General features: G+C 63.4%; 23 protein-coding genes and 1 pseudogene. 13 read left to right on the top strand and 11 right to left on the bottom strand.

The genetic code is table 11. The features are described from left to right. Nucleotides 1-12 precede the first annotated feature (12 nt). From accD to ACFJIU_RS25270, 5 genes are all read right to left on the bottom strand, one after another. Nucleotides 13-936 carry an acetyl-CoA carboxylase, carboxyltransferase subunit beta gene (gene accD, locus ACFJIU_RS25290; RefSeq protein ID WP_379064612.1) on the bottom strand — a complete coding sequence of 308 codons (924 nt, stop codon included), beginning with the start codon at nt 934-936 and terminating at the stop codon, nt 13-15. Nucleotides 937-990: 54 nt separating this feature from the next. Then, nucleotides 991-1,830, bottom strand: a complete 840-nt coding sequence (gene trpA / locus ACFJIU_RS25285) for a tryptophan synthase subunit alpha (protein ID WP_379064610.1) — start codon at nt 1,828-1,830, stop codon at nt 991-993. A gap of 106 nt (nt 1,831-1,936) precedes the next feature. Then, entirely contained in the window at nt 1,937-2,182 is a 246-nt protein-coding gene (locus ACFJIU_RS25280; protein ID WP_379064608.1) for a hypothetical protein, read from the bottom strand. Continuing rightward, complete coding sequence (trpB, locus tag ACFJIU_RS25275) at nt 2,179-3,429, bottom strand: tryptophan synthase subunit beta (protein ID WP_379064606.1); 1,251 nt, start codon at nt 3,427-3,429, stop codon at nt 2,179-2,181. The genes ACFJIU_RS25280 and trpB overlap by 4 nt, the downstream gene beginning before the upstream one ends. A 29-nt stretch (nt 3,430-3,458) precedes the next feature. After that, complete coding sequence (locus tag ACFJIU_RS25270; protein WP_379064604.1) at nt 3,459-4,121, bottom strand: phosphoribosylanthranilate isomerase; 663 nt, start codon at nt 4,119-4,121, stop codon at nt 3,459-3,461. A 114-nt stretch (nt 4,122-4,235) separates the two neighbouring features. On the opposite strand from ACFJIU_RS25270, the gene ACFJIU_RS25265 reads away from it, so the two are divergent. Continuing rightward, a complete protein-coding gene (locus ACFJIU_RS25265) occupies nt 4,236-4,454 on the top strand; it encodes a hypothetical protein (RefSeq protein WP_379064602.1) in 219 nt (72 codons plus the stop codon). An 18-nt stretch (nt 4,455-4,472) separates the two neighbouring features. Here the strand turns inward: ACFJIU_RS25265 and ACFJIU_RS25260 are convergent, their stop codons facing one another. Further along, complete coding sequence (locus ACFJIU_RS25260) at nt 4,473-4,916, bottom strand: MarR family winged helix-turn-helix transcriptional regulator (protein WP_379064600.1); 444 nt, start codon at nt 4,914-4,916, stop codon at nt 4,473-4,475. A gap of 79 nt (nt 4,917-4,995) precedes the next feature. Between ACFJIU_RS25260 and ACFJIU_RS25255 the strand changes: the two genes are divergently transcribed. After that, complete coding sequence (locus ACFJIU_RS25255) at nt 4,996-5,814, top strand: SDR family NAD(P)-dependent oxidoreductase (protein WP_379064598.1); 819 nt, start codon at nt 4,996-4,998, stop codon at nt 5,812-5,814. Between the two features lie 9 nt (nt 5,815-5,823). On the opposite strand, the gene ACFJIU_RS25250 is transcribed toward ACFJIU_RS25255, so the two are convergent. Continuing rightward, nucleotides 5,824-6,705: a LysR family transcriptional regulator gene (locus ACFJIU_RS25250; RefSeq protein ID WP_379064596.1), complete on the bottom strand. Its 882-nt coding sequence runs from the start codon at nt 6,703-6,705 to the stop codon at nt 5,824-5,826. Nucleotides 6,706-6,974: 269 nt separating this feature from the next. On the opposite strand from ACFJIU_RS25250, the gene bla reads away from it, so the two are divergent. The 5 genes and pseudogenes from bla to ACFJIU_RS25225 all read left to right on the top strand — a co-directional run bounded on the left by bla (nt 6,975) and on the right by ACFJIU_RS25225 (nt 10,976). Next, nucleotides 6,975-7,871 carry a class A beta-lactamase gene (bla, locus tag ACFJIU_RS25245; protein WP_379064594.1) on the top strand — a complete coding sequence of 299 codons (897 nt, stop codon included), beginning with the start codon at nt 6,975-6,977 and terminating at the stop codon, nt 7,869-7,871. Between the two features lie 31 nt (nt 7,872-7,902). Next, a pseudogene (ampC, locus tag ACFJIU_RS25240) lies at nt 7,903-9,077 on the top strand (class C beta-lactamase). Between the two features lie 44 nt (nt 9,078-9,121). Beyond that, nucleotides 9,122-9,436, top strand: coding sequence for an EthD family reductase (locus ACFJIU_RS25235; RefSeq protein ID WP_379064592.1), 315 nt, complete (start codon nt 9,122-9,124; stop codon nt 9,434-9,436). A 155-nt stretch (nt 9,437-9,591) separates the two neighbouring features. Next, nucleotides 9,592-10,104, top strand: coding sequence for a GNAT family N-acetyltransferase (locus tag ACFJIU_RS25230; protein WP_379064590.1), 513 nt, complete (start codon nt 9,592-9,594; stop codon nt 10,102-10,104). Beyond that, on the top strand, nt 10,101-10,976 hold the full coding sequence (locus ACFJIU_RS25225) for a phosphotransferase family protein (protein ID WP_379064588.1): 876 nt from the start codon (nt 10,101-10,103) through the stop codon (nt 10,974-10,976). The genes ACFJIU_RS25230 and ACFJIU_RS25225 overlap by 4 nt, the downstream gene beginning before the upstream one ends. Nucleotides 10,977-11,033: 57 nt before the next feature. Here the strand turns inward: ACFJIU_RS25225 and ACFJIU_RS25220 are convergent, their stop codons facing one another. From ACFJIU_RS25220 to ACFJIU_RS25205, 4 genes are all read right to left on the bottom strand, one after another. Further along, nucleotides 11,034-11,792: a M48 family metallopeptidase gene (locus ACFJIU_RS25220; protein WP_379064586.1), complete on the bottom strand. Its 759-nt coding sequence runs from the start codon at nt 11,790-11,792 to the stop codon at nt 11,034-11,036. 162 nt (nt 11,793-11,954) lie between these two features. Next, on the bottom strand, nt 11,955-12,416 hold the full coding sequence (locus ACFJIU_RS25215) for a DUF2852 domain-containing protein (RefSeq protein WP_379064584.1): 462 nt from the start codon (nt 12,414-12,416) through the stop codon (nt 11,955-11,957). 117 nt (nt 12,417-12,533) lie between these two features. Beyond that, nucleotides 12,534-13,676, bottom strand: coding sequence for a benzoate/H(+) symporter BenE family transporter (locus ACFJIU_RS25210; RefSeq protein WP_379064582.1), 1,143 nt, complete (start codon nt 13,674-13,676; stop codon nt 12,534-12,536). After that, complete coding sequence (locus ACFJIU_RS25205) at nt 13,676-14,446, bottom strand: alpha/beta hydrolase (protein WP_379064580.1); 771 nt, start codon at nt 14,444-14,446, stop codon at nt 13,676-13,678. The genes ACFJIU_RS25210 and ACFJIU_RS25205 overlap by 1 nt, the downstream gene beginning before the upstream one ends. Before the next feature lie 304 nt (nt 14,447-14,750). On the opposite strand from ACFJIU_RS25205, the gene infC reads away from it, so the two are divergent. From infC to pheS, 6 genes are all read left to right on the top strand, one after another. Beyond that, a complete protein-coding gene (infC, locus tag ACFJIU_RS25200; protein WP_082407524.1) occupies nt 14,751-15,287 on the top strand; it encodes a translation initiation factor IF-3 in 537 nt (178 codons plus the stop codon). 124 nt (nt 15,288-15,411) lie between these two features. Continuing rightward, nucleotides 15,412-16,053 carry a methyltransferase family protein gene (locus ACFJIU_RS25195; protein ID WP_379064578.1) on the top strand — a complete coding sequence of 214 codons (642 nt, stop codon included), beginning with the start codon at nt 15,412-15,414 and terminating at the stop codon, nt 16,051-16,053. Nucleotides 16,054-16,165: 112 nt separating this feature from the next. Further along, on the top strand, nt 16,166-16,798 hold the full coding sequence (locus ACFJIU_RS25190) for a methyltransferase family protein (RefSeq protein WP_379064576.1): 633 nt from the start codon (nt 16,166-16,168) through the stop codon (nt 16,796-16,798). A gap of 170 nt (nt 16,799-16,968) precedes the next feature. Continuing rightward, on the top strand, nt 16,969-17,172 hold the full coding sequence (rpmI, locus tag ACFJIU_RS25185; RefSeq protein ID WP_027166935.1) for a 50S ribosomal protein L35: 204 nt from the start codon (nt 16,969-16,971) through the stop codon (nt 17,170-17,172). A gap of 33 nt (nt 17,173-17,205) precedes the next feature. Beyond that, a complete protein-coding gene (gene rplT, locus ACFJIU_RS25180; protein WP_024924238.1) occupies nt 17,206-17,607 on the top strand; it encodes a 50S ribosomal protein L20 in 402 nt (133 codons plus the stop codon). A gap of 148 nt (nt 17,608-17,755) precedes the next feature. After that, a complete protein-coding gene (pheS, locus tag ACFJIU_RS25175; protein WP_379064571.1) occupies nt 17,756-18,853 on the top strand; it encodes a phenylalanine--tRNA ligase subunit alpha in 1,098 nt (365 codons plus the stop codon). Nucleotides 18,854-18,864 lie beyond the last annotated feature (11 nt).

The raw sequence follows: 18,864 nt of genomic DNA, 5'->3' as shown, positions 1-18,864 counted from the left end.
CTTGGATAGGTTTTATGCCTGCGGCCGTGCTTCCGGCTTGGCCACGACCGGTGGCAGGATTTCCGGCTCTGCGGCCTTCTTTTCCGCCGGCTGCTTGAGCAGCAGCTTGAGCAGGCCGGCCACGGTCTTCTTCATCTCCAGGCGTGAGACGACCATGTCGACCATGCCATGCTGCATCAGATATTCGGAGCGCTGGAAGCCTTCGGGCAGCTTCTCGCGGATCGTCTGTTCGATGACGCGCGGGCCGGCGAAGCCGATCAGTGCGCCTGGCTCGGCGATGTGCACGTCGCCCAGCATGGCGTAGGAGGCGGTGACGCCACCGGTGGTCGGGTTGGTGAGCACGACGAAATAAGGCAGGCCGGCTTCCTTCAGGCGGTCGACGGCAACCGTCGTGCGCGGCAGTTGCATCAGCGAGAGGATACCCTCCTGCATGCGTGCGCCACCGGATGCGGCAAACAGGATCAGCGGGCGCTTGCGCTGCAGCGCGACCTCGAAGGCACGGATGATGGCTTCGCCGGCGGCCATGCCGAGCGACCCGCCCATGAAGGCGAAGTCCTGCACCGTGACCACGACGGGCAGACCCTCGATCGTGCCGGTGGCGTTGAGGATGGCGTCTTCAAGCCCGGTCTTGGTCTTCGCTTCCTTGAGGCGGTCGGTGTAGCGCTTCTCGTCGCGGAATTTCAGCGGATCGACAGCGACCTTGGGGTTGTCGATGACCTCGTACTTGCCGTCGTCGAAGAAGAACTTCAGCCGTTCCTTGGCCGAGATCTTCATGTGGTGGCCGGACGAGGGGATGACGAACTGGTTCCCCTCCAGATCCTTGTGGAAGATCATCTCGCCGGTTTCCGGGTCTTTCACCCAGAGGTTCTCCGGCACTTCCCGGCGACCCAGCATCGAATTGATCTTCGGGCGAACGAAGTTGGTGATCCAGTTCATCGCTTCGGCTCCTGCCCTTGTTTCGTAGGGCTTATCTGGAAAGAGGTAGGAAAACTATTCGGCAGCAGCAAGGCGGGCCGACCGCACGCCTTGTGCAAGCCCGCTGACCAGCGTGGCCACTGCCTCGGCCGGATCGGCGGTCTTCTCGCCTTTCGGGCCGAGCACATTGGCCACCGCATTGACAATCGCCGTGCCCACCACCACGCCGTCGGCGGAGGCACCGATGGTGCGCGCCTGCTCGGCGGTCTTGACGCCGAAGCCGACACAGACCGGCAGTTCGGTATGCTGTTTGATGCGCTGTACTGCGGTCGCCACCTTGGTTGTGTCAGCCAGTGCCGAACCGGTGATGCCGGTCATCGACACGTAGTAGACGAAACCGGACGTGTTCTCGAGCACCTTGGGCAGGCGCCTGTCGTCGGTCGTCGGCGTGGCCAGGCGGATGAAGTTGATGCCGGCCTTCAGCGCCGGGATGCACAGTTCCTCGTCCATCTCCGGCGGCAGGTCGACGATGATCAGCCCGTCTATGCCACTGGTCCTGGCCTCGGTCAGGAAGCGGTCGACGCCATAGACATAGATCGGGTTGTAGTAGCCCATCAGCACGATCGGCGTCTCGTCGTCGCCCGTGCGGAAGTCGGCCGCCATGGCAAGCGTCTTCTTCAGCGTCTGGCCGCCCTTCAGCGCGCGCAGGCCGGCGGCCTGGATCGCCGGGCCGTCGGCCATCGGGTCGGAGAACGGCATGCCGAGCTCGATGATGTCGCTGCCGGCTTTCGGCAGTGCCTTCATGATCGACAGCGAGGTCTGGTAGTCTGGATCGCCGCCCATGAAATAGGTGACGAGCGCCGGACGGCCCTCTTGCTTCAGCTTCGCCATGCGGCGGTCGATGCGGGTGGTCATGCCATGCCCTTCATAGTCGAATGGATCTGGGTCGAATGAACCGGAGTTGTTGCGCCGGCGGCTGCGGAGCCGGGCACTGCAAGGTCGAGGAACGCAGGCATCCGTCTCATTCAGGATGTTCGCGGATTTCGATGGTCACGGCGAAGGCATAGAAGCCGTCGCGAGCGATGCGGCTGCGCGCCTGGTTCGGATCGAAGGCGATGCGCGGCTCGCCGTCATCGGCGACATTGGTGAGGAACTTCAGGTTCTGGCTGTCGCGCACGCCCTTGGCGTTCTCGCGCTGGTCACCGGCCTCCACCGCCACATAGTGGTGGGGATTGTGCCTGGAGTGATAGATCTCGAAAGTGCTCATATCTCCATGTCCATCATCTTTGCGACGGTGTGGACATCCTTGTCGCCGCGGCCTGACAGGTTGACGATGATGATCTTGTCCCTGGCCATGGTGGGGGCGATCTTGACGGCATGGGCGATCGCATGCGCCGATTCCAGCGCCGGGATGATGCCTTCGGTGCGGGTGCACAGCTGGAACGCTTCCAGCGCCTCGTCGTCGAGGATCGGCTGGTAGTCGACACGGCCCGTGTCGCGCAGGAAGCTGTGCTCGGGACCGACGCCGGGATAGTCGAGGCCGGCCGAGATCGAATGGCCCTCCAGGATCTGCCCGTCATCGTCCTGCAAAAGGTAGGTGCGGTTGCCATGCAGCACGCCCGGCCTGCCGGCATTCATCGAGGCGCAGTGCTCGACGCCGTCCAGCCCGCGTCCGCCCGCCTCGATGCCGATGATCTCGACATCCTTGTCGTCGAGGAAGGGATGGAACAGGCCGATCGCATTGGAGCCGCCGCCGACGGCGGCGATGATGGTGTCGGGCAGGCGGCCTTCCTGCTCCAGCATCTGCTGGCGCGCTTCCGTGCCGATGACCGACTGGAAGTCGCGCACCAGTTCCGGATAGGGGTGCGGGCCGGCGGCGGTGCCGATCAGGTAGTAGGTGTCCTCGACATTGGTGACCCAGTCCCGCAGCGCCTCGTTCATGGCATCCTTCAGCGTGCCGTGGCCGGCGGTGACCGGCCGCACTTCGGCGCCGAGCAGCTTCATGCGGAAGACGTTCGGGCTTTGGCGGGCGACGTCGGTGGCGCCCATGTAGACCACGCAAGGATAGCCGAAGCGGGCCGAGACGGTTGCGGAGGCGACGCCATGCTGGCCGGCGCCGGTTTCGGCGATGATGCGCTTCTTGCCCATGCGCTTGGCCAGCAGGATCTGGCCGAGGCAGTTGTTGATCTTGTGCGAGCCGGTGTGGTTGAGGTCCTCGCGCTTGAAGTAGATTTTCGCACCACCCCCGAGGCCCTTTGCCGAGGAAATGTCACGAAGATGGCGGGTCAGGCCTTCGGCGAAATAGAGCTTGGACGGGCGGCCGGCATAGAAGGTCGACAGCGCCGAGAGCTCGGCCTTGAACGCGGGATCGTTCTTGGCCTTCTCCCATTCCCGCTCCAGGTCGAGGATCAGCGGCATCAGCGTCTCGGCGACAAAACGCCCGCCGTAGATGCCGAACATTCCCTGTTCGTCAGGGCCCGTACGGAAGGAATTGGGCAATGCCGGCTTGTTCATAGCCGCTCTCCTAGAATGCTGTCCGATGCTCAGGCGGCGCGGATCTTGCGCGCTGCCCGCACTGCCTGAAAAAACTCTGCGATCAACCGGACATCCTTGACCCCCGGTGCGCTTTCAACGCCGGATGAAATGTCGAGGCCGGGCGGATTGGCGATCGCCAGCGCCTCGCCGACATTGTCCGCGTTGAGCCCTCCCGAAAGCATGTAATCGAGATCGGCGTCAAGGCTGGTCAGGATGCGCCAGTCGAAGGAGACACCGTTGCCGCCGGGCAGTTCCGAACCCTTTGGCGGCTTGGCATCGAACAGGAAACGGTCGGCGACGCCGCGATAGGGCGCGATCGCCGCGAGATCGCCGGCTTCGCGCAGCGAAAGCGCCTTCATCACCGGCAGGCCGTAGCGGGCCTTCACTTCAGCAATGCGTTCGGGGCTTTCGGATCCATGCAGCTGCAGCATATCGGGCGCCATTGCCGCCACGATCCCGTCCAGGGAGGCGTCGTCGGCATCGACGGTGACAGCAACCGCCTTGGCTTTACCACGCGCTGCCTGGCGCAGGCGCCCGGCTTCAGCAGGCGCGATGTTGCGCGGGCTCTTGCCGAAGAAGATGAAGCCGACATGGCTGGCGCCGTTGTCGAGCGCGGCAGCCAGTGCCTCGTCGGTCCTGAGACCGCATATCTTGATATCGCGTGTGTCCATCTCGCGTGCCATAGGGCGGCAAGTGCCACGAAAAGCCGGCAAAGTCGAGGAAAAGCGACGGTTTGCCGAAATGGCGAAAGCAGCTACCTTGTCGGCAAATGGAGCAGCATCGCCATGGCCGAGAACACCGTCACCGAGCTGAAGGAAAAGCTTGCCCAGGCGCGTGACGTGATCGCGCATCTGATCGACAAGGCTGCCTTCAACGGTGCCGAGGCGCATCGCGCGCTCGATTATTTCGGCGGCGATGCCTTTGACAGGAAATTCCTGCCGTGGCCACGCCAGGAAGATGAAGGGCTGAGGCGCGATGAACTCAACGCCGCCAACGACGACTGAGCGTTTACCGGTCGGCGTTTAGCGGTCATCGTCGGTCGCAGGTGTCGCGGCTGAGATCTTCTTGAAGATCCGTTCCAGCGCGGCGAGATCATCGGCGTCGAGCGCGGTGATTTCACGGGGCGGCCTGCGGAATTCAGCCAGCAGATCGTCGCGCGTCCGGCGCCCTTTGGTCGTGAGCGCCACCAGCTTCACGCGGCGGTCTTCCGGTGCGGCCCTGCGTTCGACCAGTCCGGCCTTTTCCAGCCGGTCGACAACCCATGTCGTGTTGGAAGGGTCGCTCTTCCATTGTCGCGCCAGTTCGCCGATCGGCCTGCCCTGCGAGCCGTCCAGGCCGGAAAGCGCCCTCGCGTCATTGGGTGTCAGACCGCGCTGGCGCAGGCTTTCCGAGCGTTCCGGCGCGGAGCGCATGAAGAAGTCGAACATCAGTCGCCAGGCTGCGGACGCGCTGTCAGGACCTGTCATCACGTCGTTTCTAAAAATTTGACTCTCACCATATTGGTACTACTTTAAATAAATCGAAAGGTCAAACTCGAGGGCTGATATGACTGAGTTGAAAAGTGCCGCGCCGTTTGCGGGCAAGGTTGCGCTGGTGGCCGGGGCCAGCAAGGGCATCGGCGCGGCGACCGCGGAGGCCTTCGCCGCCTCCGGTGCGGCGGTTGCGTTGATTGCGCGCTCGGGCGATCTGGTCGAGGCGAGGGCTCGACAGATCCGGGAAAATGGCGGCAAGGCCATCGCCATCCAGGCCGACGTCGGCGATGACGAGCAGATGGCGCGGGCGGTCGAGCAGACCGTTGCCGAATTCGGCGGGCTGAATGCGGCCTTCAACAACGCCACCGATGGCCCGCGGCCGGCGCCGCTCGCCGATCTCGACCTCGATGGGTTCGGGCGCGGCATCCGCACCAACATCGACGGCACCTTCATCAGCATGCGCCACGAGATCGCCGCCATGCTGAAGGGCAGTGGCGGCGCCATCGTCAACATGGCTTCCGTCGCGGGCGTCAATGGTACCTCGGGCCTGGCAGGTTATGTCGCCGGCAAGGCCGGCATCATCGGCCTCACCAAGGCTGCCGCTCTCGACTATGCCGACCGCGGTATCCGCATCAACGTCGTTGCCCCTGGCCCGATTCTGACGCATCACCTCGAGGCGGCGGGGCCGGAGGCGCAGCGGCAGGCCGGGCTCGCCACGCCAATGCGCCGCATCGGGCGCGTCGAGGAAGTCGCCAGCGCGGTGCTGTGGCTCTGCTCGGACGAGGCCAGCTTCATCACCGGCGCACTGCTGCCGATCGACGGCGGTCAGACCGCCGGCAACAAGATCGCGATGAATTATCGTCCGGGCGAGCCGATGCGGGCGGGGTCCTGAGATCGGGGTCTATCGGGCCCGGTCGCTGTCCGTTGTGTCGACCAGCCACTCGCGGAACGCGGTCATGGCCGGTGTTTCCTCGCGCGATTTCAGCCGCGTCAGCCAGTAGCTGCCGGTGTGCACGGCAATATCGAAGGGCTGCACGATGCGTCCGGTTGCGATGTCGTGGCTGAACATCGCCACCGGAACGAGTGCGACGCCGACGCCACGTGCGGCTGCCTCCACGAGTGTCAGCGAGGAATCGAACATCCAGCCGCGCAGGCTTGGCGCTCCCATGCCGGCAGCCTTGAACCACAGCTTCCATTCGTCCATCCGATAGGATCGCAGCAGCTCGGCATTGGCCAGATTGGCTGGAGTGCCGAGATCGGCCTGCAGCGCCGGAGCGCAGACTGGCGAGAGCGGGGCGTCCATGAGGTGAAAGGCTTCCGTGCCATGCCAGGCGCCGTCGCCGAAACGGACGAAGAAATCGAGCCCGTCGAGCAGGATGTCCGAGCGGTTGTTGTTGGTCTTGAGGCGCAGGTCGAGATGCGGATGCTGTTCCTTGAACCCATTCAGCCTTGGCAGCAGCCAGCCGATCGCGAAGGTACCGACCACGCCGACGGTCAGGATCTCGCGGTAGTTGCCTTCCTCGAACTGGCTCAGGGTGGCGCTCATGCGGCGGAAGGCATCGGTGAGTACCGGCAGCAGTGCGTGGCCCTCGTCGGTCATCGTCAGCCCGCGCGGCAGCCGCTTGAACAGCGTCACCCCCAGCGCATCCTCCAGCGCCTTGATCTGATGGCTGATCGCCGTCTGCGTGACGCGCAATTCGAGACCGGCCCGGGTGAAGCTGCAATGGCGCGCCGAAGCCTCGAAGGCACGCAGGGCATTGAGCGGCAGTTGCGACACTTCCATCGGCTATGACCAAGTTTCTCTCATGTCTGAGCTTAGAATTGATCGTTTGCCTGGGGCAAGAGGCATCGCCATAGTCGCTGTCGAGAGTCGCGAATGGGAGCCAGAGCAATTCCAGGAAAAGTGCGTAGCGGTTTTCCGTCCGGAATTGCGGAGAACAAGAAAGTTGGAGCGTTTCCGCGTTTCCGTTGACAACGGAAACGCTCTGGCCACGGTCCCGGACCAGGGCGTTCGTTCCTCTCCCTCAATCAATGCTGATATGGAACACGCGAATGACGATGTCCTTTTCGCGCCGGCAGGCCCTTGCCGGCAGCCTTCTTGCCATCCCGACCCTGGCGGCATTCAGTTCGATCGCACGCGCCGAGCGCGGCGGAGAAGCTGAAAACAAGCTCGCCGAACTGGAACGCAGACACCCCGGCCGCTTCTGCGTGACCATCCTCGATCTTGGCAGCGGCAGGCGTATCCAGCACCGGGCCGATGAACGCATCCTGATGTGCAGCACGTTCAAGGCCCTGCTGGCTGCCTTGGTTCTCGCGCATGTCGACAAAGGCGAGGGCAAGCTGGATGAACGCATCAAGTTCACCAGGAAAGACCTCGTCACGATGAATTCGCCGGTCACCGAGGCGCATGTCGACGGCCCTGGTCTGACCGTCGCCGAACTGTGCGATGCGATCGTCACCCGCAGCGACAATACGGCAGCAAATCTGTTGCTTGCACGCTTTGGCGGACCGGCGGCTGTCACGGCTTTCTGCCGCCGTCTCGGTGACGACATCACGCGTCTCGACAGGACCGAGCCCACGCTGAACATCCATGACGGTCCCGACGACCAGCGTGACACCACCACGGCGGCAGCGATGGCGGAAACCCTGCGCAAGCTGCTGTTCACCGATGTCCTGTCGGCTGCCTCGCGTTCTCAACTGGCGGCCTGGCTGATCACCAACAAGACCGGCAACACACGGTTGCGCGCCGGCCTGCCCGGGGATTGGCTTGTCGGGGACAAGACCGGTACCAATGGTGACGAGTACGGCAACAACAATGATATCGCTGTGATCTGGCCGCCGGATCGTGCCCCGCTGATCGTGACCGCCTTTTGCGAAATTCCCAGGATATCCTCCAGGGATCGCGACGCCGTCATCGCCGAGATCGGCCACATCGCTTCGCAGGTTTGACATGACCGACCTATCGAAAGATCCAGGAACCATGACCAGAATTCTTGCAATCGGAACCGTTGCCGCCGCGCTTCTGCAACTCGGTGCCAATGCCCATGCCGCCGACAACAAGGACGCCGAGCGCCGGCTCGAGCAGCTGGTGAGCAAGACCGTACGGCCACTGATGAAGGAAAACGACCTGCCCGGCATGGCCGTGGCCATCACCGTCAACGGCCAGCAGTTTTTCTTCGGCTACGGCGTCGCTTCCAGGGAAAGCGGCCAGAAAGTCACCGAAAAGACCATCTTCGAAGTCGGCTCGGTGTCGAAGACCTTCGCCGCGACGCTGGCCGCCTATGCCGTCGAAAGCGGTACGTTTTCCCTGTCCGAAAAGGCAAGCGCCTATCTTCCGGCGCTTTCCGGCAGCGCCCTCGACAAGGTCGATGTCCTCGACCTCGGCACCTACACCGCCGGCGGCCTGCCGCTGCAGGTTCCCGACGACGTGACCAATCAGGATGGCATGATCGCCTATTTCCGGCCTGGAAACCGGAGTTCGCCGCGGGAACACACCGGCGTTATTCCAATCCCAGCATCGGCCTGTTCGGCTATCTGGCGGCGGAAAGCATGGGCAAGTCGTTCGATGCGCTGATGCAGGAGACAATCCTGCCCAAGCTTGGCTTGTCCAACACCTTCATCCACGTGCCGAAGGAACGCATGGGTGACTATGCCTACGGCTACAGCAAAGCCGGCAAGCCGATCCGCGTCTCGCCCGGCGTTCTGGATTCGGAAGCCTATGGCATCAAGACCACCGCTCCTGACCTGATCCGTTTCGTCGAAGCCAATATCGATGGCAAGGTGTCGGACGAGAAGCTGCGTCGTGCCATCACCGCCACCCATGTCGGCTACTACAAGGTCGGCGAGATGGCTCAGGGGCTGGGCTGGGAGAGCTATCCCTATCCAACCGCCCTCGACACGCTGCTGGCCGGCAACTCGGCCGACATGGCGTTCAAGCCGCAAAAGGCCGAGAAACTTCAGCCCCCGGTTCCGGCTGGCGGCGACGTCTGGCTCAACAAGACCGGCTCAACCAACGGCTTTGCCAGCTATGCCGCGTTCATCCCGGCCAGGAAGGTTGGCATCGTCATTCTAGCCAACAGGAGCTATCCGATCCCGGCCCGAATCAAGGCGGCATATCGCATCCTGTCCGGCATTGAGAAATTGTCCGGGCTTTAAAAAGGCCCCTCCGACCCCGAGGGGCATCCCTGCAGGAGCCCAGCATGATCAAGATGAGCGTCTACTATCCGGCCGATGGCGGCTCGAGGTTCGATCACGACTATTACCGCACCACCCACATGCCGCTCATAAAGCAACGGCTCGGCGATGCCTGCCTGCGCTACGAGATCGAGAAGGGCATTGTGGGTCGCGAGGCTGGAAGCGCGCCGGAGTTCGTCGCGGCATGCCACGTCTACTCGCCGAGCCTGGAGATATTCCAGCAGACGTTCGCCCCACACCGGGCGGAAGTCGCCGCGGACGTCGCCAACTATACGGATATCACGCCGATCGTGCAGTTCAGCGAAATCGTTGGAGGCTAGGCGGCTTCTGCGTGGGAGCGCCTGACGTGGACGAATCGGACCGGCCGGGCCTTGCCTGGCCGGTTTGTCGTTGCCGTCTGGACCATGCCGTGGAGTTGCTTCCGACAGGTGGCGGGGCCATTTGTGCGGAACTGCGGCAATGAGGACTGACGGCGATGACGGACGACCTCACCATCAGGGCTCTTGAGGCCGGCGATCTGGATTTGATCGCCGCGACGGACGGCGGACCAGCCTGGAATGCCGATCCCGTGCTCTGGCAGGGCTATCTTGCCGAAGCGGCTCGAGATCGCCGCGTCGCGCTGCTGGCGTTCCAGGGCCGGCATGTTGTCGGCTACGGCACGCTGCTGTGGCATTCGGACTATCTGCCTTTCAGCGAAGCCGGCATTCCTGAAATCAACAATCTGGTCGTTGCGCAGGCCGCGCGGCGCGGCGGTATCGCCACGGAGATGATCGGCCGCTTCGAACAGCTCGCCGCCTCAGCAGGCAAGCCGGTGATCGGCTTGGGGGTCGGTCTCTATGCCGACTACGGCGCGGCCCAGCGTCTCTATGTCAGGCTGGGTTATCTTCCGGACGGGCGCGGCATCACCTATGGCGAAAAGCCGGTGGCTGCTGATCAGCCCGTGCGCGTCGATGACGACCTCATCCTCTGGCTGACGAAATCGCTGTGAGCGAGGTGCGCGATATCCCTTCGAACCCGATCGCGGACAGGCCGACGCCCACCGAGATCGCGGCGGCGCTGAAGCTGCCGCCCTCGCCGAAAGTCGTTTCGACGGGCCAGAACAACCTCGTGCTCGATTTCGGCGAGACGATCGTGCGGCTGCCATTTTATCCATCCGGCGTTCGCGAACTGGCGCGAGAGGCCGATGTGCTGGCCGCGTTGCGCCCGCATTTGCCGCCGCTTGTGCCTGTCCTGGAACTGCGTGACGTCGGCGCTCATGTCGTCTCCATGCATCGCAAACTCGCGGGCGAACCGATAACCGATCCAGGCATGCTGCCCGGCGAAGAGCAGAGATCTTTTGCGCGGGATCTGGCCGCTTTCCTGGCGGCATTGCATGCGCTGCCGGTCTCGCTCCTGCCCGGCGTTGAAGCCGTCGATCCGCTGGCCGAATGGCATGAATTGCTGCGACAATGCGAAGACCATGCCTTCCCGTTGCTGCCGGCGGATGTCGTCGCGGGCCTCAGGCAACGGTTCAGTGCCTTCCTGTCCGGTTCCGGTATGGCTGCCCGGGCGATCATCCATGGCGATTTCGGCGCCGGCAACATCCTGGTCCATGATGGCCGGCTCTCGGGTGTGATCGATTTCGCAGGCTGTGGCATCGGCGATCCAGCCTATGATTTCGCAAGCCTGGCCGCGGGTTTCGGCGACGACTTCGTCACCCTGGTCGAACGGCACATGCCGATATCCCAGCCGATGCGCGAGCGCATGGCCTTCTATCGCTGCACATTTCCGCTGCTGGACGTGCTGTTCGGTGTTGAGCAGGGCGACGACGATGCGCTGCAGGCGGGATTGCAAGGCTTGACGGGCCGGACTGACGGGTGAATTGAGCTCCCCAACACGCGCATCGATCCGACATGATGGGCGGCTTGCAAGAAATCCCTAATCGAACGCGATCGCCTGCAGCGCGCCGCCATTCTTCTTCAGCCAGGCCTTGCAACGCTCGGTGTCGGGGCACAGCTCTGCGCACAGCTTCCAGAATTTCGGGCCGTGGTTCATCTCTTTCAGATGCGCCACCTCATGCGCCACCAGATAGTTTATCACCGGTGGCGGCGCCATCATGATGCGCCACGAGAAGGACAGGTTGCCGTCCGCGGTGCAGGAGCCCCAACGGCTCGACGTGTCCTTGAAGCGAATGCTTTTCGCCTTGCGGCCGATCGCGCCGGTGTGGCGCTGCACCAGCACCTCGATATCGCGCTTGGCCTCTCGTTTCAGGAAATCGGCGACACGGCGCGGCAAATGCAGCCGGTCGCCATGAATGGTGAGTGTCGGACCGGTCTCGTCTGCACCGACCACGACGGTGCCGCGCTTGCCCGGCTCGTGTACGACCAGATGCGGGACGCCGCGCAGCGGAATCTTGATGCCCGGCCGTACCTGCGGCCGGTCCGGAACCTTGGCCAGCCGCTGTTCGAGCCAGCCCTGGTGGCGGCTGAGGAATCTTTCGACCTCGCCCTGGCGCAGCCCTGGCGGCACCGTGATGCGCAAGCCCTGCCCGCCGGCATCGATCCGCAGCGTCAGGCGTCGCGCGCGTTCGTTCTCCACGATCCGGAGCGGCAGCGTCCGCCCGGCCACATGGTGCTCGCGCTCCTCGACCGGGGCGGGTCTGGGCTTGGTCAGGTTGCGGAAGAAGGCGAAGGACATATGAGGAACATAAGCGATTCGAGGAAATCTGTAGCGGTCTTCGCGGCGATGTGATTGCCGCCGGAAGACGATTTGATTGTTTCGGCGAGCTGGGGCGGGTCTCCGAAACGACAGCGGCGCCGCTTTTGGCGACGCCGCTGGAACTCATGCTGATCGCATCGATCAGTCGTCGAGCAGGTTCGTGCCCTTGCCCTTGGTGGGCTTGGTGGTGGCCGGCGCTGTCGGCTTGTTGCGCTGGGCCATGAAGCGGTCGAACTCTTCCTGGTCCTTGGCGCGGCGCAGCTCGCGGGCATAGTCGTCGAATTCGGCCAGCGCTTCATCGAGCTTGCGGCGCTCTTCGGCGAGGCGCTCCAGTTCCTTGTCGCGCCAGTCGTCGAAGGCGACATTGCCGGTGCGGGCGGAGGCATGGCCCCAGCGATGCGCCTTGTCGGCGCCACGGCGGCAGCCGGCGAAGATGCCATCGGTGGCCTTGTTGACGTCGCGCTTGAAGCCGTCGAGCCGGTCGCCCCAGATGATGTAGGCGAGCATGGCGAGGCCCAGCGGCCAGAACACCACGAAGCCAAGAACCATCAGCGCGATGGTTGCCGGCGTCCAGGCCGGGCGGATCAATGCAGTCGTGTTCATTTCTCCCGTTCCTTCGGTTGGAGGCAGCCAAGCACGGCTGCTCCCGATCGAAGTGGGAAGGGTTGCCCCCTTGTTCAAGCACAAACGCCGGGGCGCCAGGGCAACCGCCTGTAAAGCCTAGCGATTTTTTGCGTGATCGAGCACAACCACGATCATTCCGGCGACCAGACCCCAGAACGCGGCGCCAACGCCGAACAGGGTCAGGCCCGAGGCGGTGACGACAAAAGCCGTCGTTGCCGCCATGCGTTCATGCTCGTCCTTCAGTGAGATGGTCAGTGCGTTGGTGAATGGCCCGAGCAAGGCAAGGCCCGCGACCAGCACGATCAGGCTTTGCGGCAACACTGCGAAGATCGCCACCAGCGAGGCGCCGAAGATCGCGAACACGACATAGGCGAGTGCATAGAATGGCCCGGTCTTCCAGCGCTCGGCAGGGTCGGGGTGCACGTCAGGTCCGGTGCAGATCGCTGCCGAGATCGCGGCCAGATTGGAGGTCGACGCGCCAAATGGCGCAAGCAGGAAGGATACCAGCCCGGTGAAGCCGATCAACGGACCGGGCTCAGGATTGTAGCCGGCGGCCCGTAGTACGGCGAGACCGGAAAGGTTCTGAGAGGCCATGGTGACGAGATAGAGCGGCAGCGCCAGCCCGATCGCCGCCTTGGCGGTGAAGACCGGTGCGATCAGTGTCAGCGTCGAAAGCTCCGGCGCCGGCAGGCTGCCGACGCGGCCGGTGAGGAAAGCGGCAAGCCCGCCGCCAATCAGCACCGCCAGCACAGACAGCGCCGGGTTCCACAGGCGGATCAGGAAGAAGGCCGCGATCAGCGGCAGCACCAGCCAGGGATCGACCGGAATGGTCCTGACGGCATTGAGCGCGAAGGTGACGAGAATGCCGGCCAGCATGCCCGACGCCACCGAGGCCGGAATCTTCGAAATCAGCTGGGTCAGCGGCTTGAGCAGGCCGGTCAGCACCAGCAGCGCGCCGGCGATCAGGAAGGCGCCGACGGCTTCGCCGATCGAGAAACCGCTCGACGCCGCGATCAGCGCCGCGCCCGGTGTCGACCAGGCACTGATGATCGGCATCCTGGTGCGCCAGGACAGCCACGCCGTCTCCACCGCCATGGCGATGCACAGCGCGGTGACCCAGCTTGCCGTCTGCAGCTGCGTGGCGCCAACGGCGTTGGCGGCCGCGATGATGATGGCGAGTGTGCCGCCAAAACCGACGATCGCCGCGACGAAGGCCGATATCGGAATGGAGATGCGCATCAGCCGGCCCGCTTGACCAGGGTTTCGACGGCGCGCTGCAGCAACTCCAGATCCTGCGGGCGTGACAGCCGATGGTCGCCTTCCGGTACCAGCGACAGCGTGACGTCGTCGGAGGGCAGGTGGCTGACCAGCTTGAGCGCATGAGTGTGCGGCACGTCGGGATCGGCAAGGCCCTGGATGACATGGACAGGGCAATGCGTGTCGATCGGGCCGGTCATGACGAGGTTGTCGCGGCCATCCTCGATCAGGGCGCGCGTGTAGATGTAAGGCTGGTCGGAATAGTCGGACGGCTCGGCGAAGAAGCCGTTCTCGGCAAGATCGCGGCGCTGTGCATCGGTCAATGTCGGTTCGATCAGTTCGGCGGTGAAGTCGGGCGCTGGTGCGAGCAGCACCAGTCCGGCGACACGATCGTCGCCAGCCTTGCGCAGTTCCTGCACCATGCGCAGCGCGATCCAGGCGCCCATCGAGGAACCGACCAGGATCTGTTTGCCGGTGGCGTATCGGCGAAAGACGGCCAGGCTCTGGGCAAGCCAGGTCGAGATCGTGCCGTCATTGAAGTCACCGCCGGATTCGCCGTGCCCGGAATAGTCGTGGCGCAGGAAGGCGTGGCCGTTCCTGTCGGCCCAGTCGGCGAGCGTCTCGGCCTTGGTGCCCAGCATGTCGGACTTGTAACCACCAAGCCAGGCCAGGCCCGGAGCCTTGCCGGCCTGATGGCGGACGGCGATGGATGTGCCGTCGACATCGAGAAAGTCGGGAGCGGTTGGCTGCATGGTGCGGTTCCTAAGGCATCGCTCGACCAGGAGCGATGCGCAGCTTCAACTGTTTTGAGCCGGCGTATCCCTTCGACGCGCCCGCTCGAGGTTGCGCTTCTTGGCATGGCCTGGACGCAGCGAAAAGAGCGCTGTTCAGTTCTTTGCTTGGTTCAGAAAGCAACAGTAGGACTAATTTGCCTGAACAGGTGATTTGTTGTCGCGCCTGTGCTATTGACTCGCGCCGCGCGGTCACCACATTGACGCGCCAAAGCAAATTTTGAACTGAATTCCAGAACGCCAACGGCTCGAGGAGACCACGACAATTCGCAGACCTTTCAAAGCAGCGGCGCCCACGAAGGATGGCCCGCGCGCAAACCGGGATATCCGCGTCCCCCGCGTCCAGCTTATCGACGCAGAAGGCAAGAACCGCGGTGACGTTTCCATCAACGAAGCATTGCAGCTGGCTGAGGAAGCCGGGCTGGATCTGGTCGAGATCTCGCCCAACGCCGTCCCGCCGGTCACCAAGATCCTCGACCTCGGCAAGCTGAAATACGCCAACCAGAAGAAGGCCGCCGAGGCCCGCAAGAACCAGCGCGTCATCGAGATCAAGGAGATCAAGATGCGCCCCAACATCGACAGCCACGACTACGACGTGAAGATGCGCGCCGTGCGCCGCTTCTTCGAGGAAGGCGACAAGGTCAAGCTGACGCTGCGTTTCCGTGGCCGCGAAATGGCGCATATGGAACTCGGCATGCAGCTTCTCAACAAGGTGCGTGAGGAAGTCGCCACCATCGCCAAGGTTGAGGCGGAGCCGAAGCTTGAAGGCCGCCAGATGATGATGGTGCTGGCGCCGCGTTGATCGTGGCCGAGCCAGCCGGATTCGGACGAAGGCGCCCCGTCGAAAGCGGGGCGCCTTTTTCCTGCCTCAACTCGGTGATTTGTCGCCTTGCATGCGACGCTCAGCGACGATCGGACCTCTGAACATGAACAACAAAATTGCCGAGACGGACGCCCGGCGCGCGCTCGGCACCTATCAATCTCTCCGGCGCCTGGTCCTGGCCATCCTCATCATTGCGATGTTTGCGGCGCTGCTGTTCGGGGAGGCAGTCTATCCGCCTGAAACCTTCGTCCACGAAAGCGTGGAGATGGTCGGCGTGCTGATGATCTTCCTCGGCATCATAGGGCGCCTGTGGTCGACGCTGTACATCGGCGGGCGCAAGTCGCACGAGGTCGTCACCGGTGGGCCGTATTCGATAACCCGCAACCCGCTTTATGTCTTCTCGACGCTGGCCGCCGCCGGCGTCGGCGCACAGATGGGCTCGATCGTCGCCACTGTCGGCTTCGGCCTGCTCTGCGCCTTGGCGTTCCACATCGTCATCCTGCGCGAAGAGCGTTTTCTCTCTGCGGAACTCGGCGCGCCCTACAGGGACTATCTCGCGCGCGTGCCACGCTTCATTCCCAAGCTTTCGCTCTATGAGGAAGGCGATACCGGCTCCTTCCGTCCGCGCCTCCTGCTCAACACCCTGCTCGACGGCCTGGTCTTCCTGATCGCCATGCCGATCTTCGAACTGATCGAGAACGCGCAAGGGTCCGGCGCACTGCCGATCCTTTTCCGGTTGCCCTGATCGCCACGATTTCTCCGCAAACAGATCGGGTAAATTCCACAAACGCACCCGACAAATTCCGCAAACGAATCCGACAAAACCCGATCGCAGTTCTGCGGTCGGGTTTTCTTTCATGCCCACGATCCCATCATCCGAGGCGCTCGAAGCATTGGGGCGCTATCAGCGGCGACGGCGCGGCGGGCTCGCCGTGCTGATTGCTGCCTTTTTCGGGCTCATTGCCTTCAGCGGCTCGTTGCATGACGAGCTCACGCATGAGCGGATCGAATCGACAGGGCTCGTCTTGATCCTGGTCGGTATCGGCGGCCGGCTCTGGTCGATCCTCTACATCGGCGGGCGCAAATCCGCGGAGCTGGTTTCGACGGGTCCTTATTCGATCATGCGCAACCCGTTGTATTTCTTCTCGACGATCGCCGCTGCCGGCATCGGCGCCCAGACCGGCAGTGTGGTGGTGACGATCGCCTCCGCGCTGCTCTGCGCGGCCGTGTTCCACATCGTTGCACTGCGGGAAGAGCGTTATCTGAAGAGCGTGCTCGGCGCGCCCTACGAGGACTATCTGCGGCGCGTGCCGCGTTTTCTGCCAAACCCGTTCCTCTACCGGGATCAGGCCGAGGTGACGTTCACCACGCGCGTCTTCAATCTCACCTTGCGCGACGGGCTGGTGTTCCTGGCAGCCATCCCCTTCTTCGAGCTGATCGAGGAAGGCCAGGAGAACGGGCTGGTACCGATCCTGTTCTGGCTGTATTGACGCTGCAACACCGGCAGGGATTGCACACCCGCCATCTTTGCAGTATAGGGCCGCGTTCCAGAAAAACCGCCCGGCAGGGCATGCCGTGGCGGTTTAACTTGCTTTCCAGGCTTTGGTCGGCCCGGAAACAACAACAAGAAGGCTTAAAGCCTTCGCATAGGAGTAGCAAAATGCCCAAGATGAAGACCAAGTCCGCCGCCAAAAAGCGGTTCAAGATCACTGCGACCGGTAAGGTCCTGTCGGCTGCGGCCGGCAAGCGTCACGGCATGATCAAGCGCAGCAACAAGTTCATTCGCGATGCCCGCGGCACGATGGTTCTGGCTGAACCGGATGGCAAGAAGGTCATCAAGAACTTCCTTCCGAACGGCCTCTGAGCCGGCTGCGCCCCAATTTAAGGAGATCATGACATGGCACGCGTAAAGAGAGGCGTTACCGCCCACGCCAAGCACAAGAAGGTCCTGAAAGCCGCCAAGGGTTTCTACGGCCGTCGCAAGAACACCATCCGCATCGCCAAGCAGGCGGTCGAGAAGTCGCTGCAGTACGCCTATCGCGACCGCAAGGCGCGCAAGCGTAACTTCCGCGCGCTCTGGGTACAGCGCATCAACGCCGCTGTCCGCGAGCACGGCCTGACCTATGGCCGCTTCATCGACGGCCTCAACAAGGCTGGTATCGAGATCGACCGCAAGGTCCTGTCCGACATGGCTATCCACGAGCCGCAGGCTTTCGCCGTGCTCGTAGGCAAGGCCAAGGTCGCGCTCGAATATCTGAAGAACACCACCCCGAATGCTTTTGAAAGCGCTGTCGCCTAAGCCAGCGTCTTCCCAAGCTTTTCGAAATCTGATTTGGGAAACCCGCGCTGGCTCGGCCGGCGCGGGTTTTTCTTATGCCGCGCTCAAAAGCAACCAAATGGCTATCGGCAGATCGCTGCCGCGTAGCCCCGATCGAAAGAGTTTTATCGTGAACGCCAACGCTGGAAATCTCGAAGTCCTGGAGAGCGCGCTGCTTGCCGACATTGCAGCTTCTGCCGACGAGCAGGCCATCGAGGCCGTGCGCATCGCCGCCCTCGGCAAAAAGGGCTCTGTCTCGGAGCTGTTGAAGACGCTGGGCGCGATGACCGCCGAGGAACGCCAGGTCCAGGGGCCCGCGATCAACGGGCTGAAGAACCGCGTCACCGAGGCTCTTGCCACCCGCAAGGCCGAACTGAAGAATGCTGCCGTCGCCGCCCGACTCGTTGCCGAGACGGTCGACGTCACGCTGCCGGTGCGCCAGTCGCCGGCCGAGCGCGGCCGCATCCACCCCATCAGCCAGGTCATCGACGAGATCGCCGCCATCTTCGGCGATATGGGCTTCGCCATCGCCGAAGGTCCGGACATCGAGACCGACCATTACAACTTCACCGCGCTCAACTTCCCCGTCGGCCACCCGGCGCGCGAGATGCACGACACGTTTTTCCTGCAGGCGGCCGAGGGCAACGAAGCCAGGCTGCTGCGCACCCACACCTCGCCGGTGCAGATCCGCACCATGGAGGTGCAGAAGCCGCCGATCCGCATCGTCATTCCGGGCAAGACCTACCGCATGGATTCGGACGCGACCCATACGCCGATGTTCCACCAGCTCGAAGGGCTGGTCATCGACCGCACGGCCAACGTCGCCAACATGCGCTGGGTGCTGGAAGAGTTCTGCAAGGCGTTCTTTGAAGTGCCGAGCCTGAAGATGCGCTTCCGGCCGTCCTTCTTCCCGTTCACGGAACCGAGCCTCGAAGTGGACATCCAGTGCGACCGTTCGCGGCCGGGTGAAGTGCGCTTCGGCGAAGGCAACGACTGGATGGAGATCCTCGGCTGCGGCATGGTGCATCCCAATGTGCTGCGCGCCGGCGGGCTCGATCCCGACGAATACCAGGGCTTCGCCTGGGGCATGGGCATCGACCGCATCGCCATGCTGAAATACGGCATGCCGGACCTGCGCGCCTTCTTCGACGCCGATGTGCGCTGGTTGTCGCATTACGGCTTCCGCCCGCTCGACATGCCGACGCTGTTCGGTGGCCTCAGCACCTGATGATGAAGACG

The sequence above is a fragment of the Mesorhizobium sp. UC74_2 genome (assembly GCF_042701485.1).
In the GTDB taxonomy this organism is placed as follows: Bacteria; Pseudomonadota; Alphaproteobacteria; order Rhizobiales; family Rhizobiaceae; genus Mesorhizobium.
Note: the sequence above shows the minus strand (reverse complement) of the source record. Positions and strands in the feature narration are given on the sequence as shown.

Excerpts from the sequence above, each read along its gene's own strand:
- ACFJIU_RS25255 (WP_379064598.1), top strand. The coding sequence starts at position 4,996 with ATGACTGAGTTGAAAAGTGCCGCGCCGTTTGCGGGCAAGGTTGCGCTG.
- ACFJIU_RS25220 (WP_379064586.1), bottom strand. The coding sequence starts at position 11,792 with ATGTCCTTCGCCTTCTTCCGCAACCTGACCAAGCCCAGACCCGCCCCG.
- ACFJIU_RS25250 (WP_379064596.1), bottom strand. The coding sequence starts at position 6,705 with ATGGAAGTGTCGCAACTGCCGCTCAATGCCCTGCGTGCCTTCGAGGCT.
- ACFJIU_RS25260 (WP_379064600.1), bottom strand. The coding sequence starts at position 4,916 with ATGACAGGTCCTGACAGCGCGTCCGCAGCCTGGCGACTGATGTTCGAC.
- ACFJIU_RS25215 (WP_379064584.1), bottom strand. The coding sequence starts at position 12,416 with ATGAACACGACTGCATTGATCCGCCCGGCCTGGACGCCGGCAACCATC.
- ACFJIU_RS25280 (WP_379064608.1), bottom strand. The coding sequence starts at position 2,182 with ATGAGCACTTTCGAGATCTATCACTCCAGGCACAATCCCCACCACTAT.
- ACFJIU_RS25205 (WP_379064580.1), bottom strand. The coding sequence starts at position 14,446 with ATGCAGCCAACCGCTCCCGACTTTCTCGATGTCGACGGCACATCCATC.
- ACFJIU_RS25195 (WP_379064578.1), top strand. The coding sequence starts at position 15,412 with ATGAACAACAAAATTGCCGAGACGGACGCCCGGCGCGCGCTCGGCACC.
- rplT (WP_024924238.1), top strand. The coding sequence starts at position 17,206 with ATGGCACGCGTAAAGAGAGGCGTTACCGCCCACGCCAAGCACAAGAAG.
- ACFJIU_RS25230 (WP_379064590.1), top strand. The coding sequence starts at position 9,592 with ATGACGGACGACCTCACCATCAGGGCTCTTGAGGCCGGCGATCTGGAT.
- ACFJIU_RS25270 (WP_379064604.1), bottom strand. The coding sequence starts at position 4,121 with ATGGACACACGCGATATCAAGATATGCGGTCTCAGGACCGACGAGGCA.
- ACFJIU_RS25190 (WP_379064576.1), top strand. The coding sequence starts at position 16,166 with ATGCCCACGATCCCATCATCCGAGGCGCTCGAAGCATTGGGGCGCTAT.
- trpA (WP_379064610.1), bottom strand. The coding sequence starts at position 1,830 with ATGACCACCCGCATCGACCGCCGCATGGCGAAGCTGAAGCAAGAGGGC.
- ACFJIU_RS25210 (WP_379064582.1), bottom strand. The coding sequence starts at position 13,676 with ATGCGCATCTCCATTCCGATATCGGCCTTCGTCGCGGCGATCGTCGGT.
- rpmI (WP_027166935.1), top strand. The coding sequence starts at position 16,969 with ATGCCCAAGATGAAGACCAAGTCCGCCGCCAAAAAGCGGTTCAAGATC.
- accD (WP_379064612.1), bottom strand. The coding sequence starts at position 936 with ATGAACTGGATCACCAACTTCGTTCGCCCGAAGATCAATTCGATGCTG.
- bla (WP_379064594.1), top strand. The coding sequence starts at position 6,975 with ATGACGATGTCCTTTTCGCGCCGGCAGGCCCTTGCCGGCAGCCTTCTT.
- ACFJIU_RS25265 (WP_379064602.1), top strand. The coding sequence starts at position 4,236 with ATGGCCGAGAACACCGTCACCGAGCTGAAGGAAAAGCTTGCCCAGGCG.
- ACFJIU_RS25235 (WP_379064592.1), top strand. The coding sequence starts at position 9,122 with ATGATCAAGATGAGCGTCTACTATCCGGCCGATGGCGGCTCGAGGTTC.
- trpB (WP_379064606.1), bottom strand. The coding sequence starts at position 3,429 with ATGAACAAGCCGGCATTGCCCAATTCCTTCCGTACGGGCCCTGACGAA.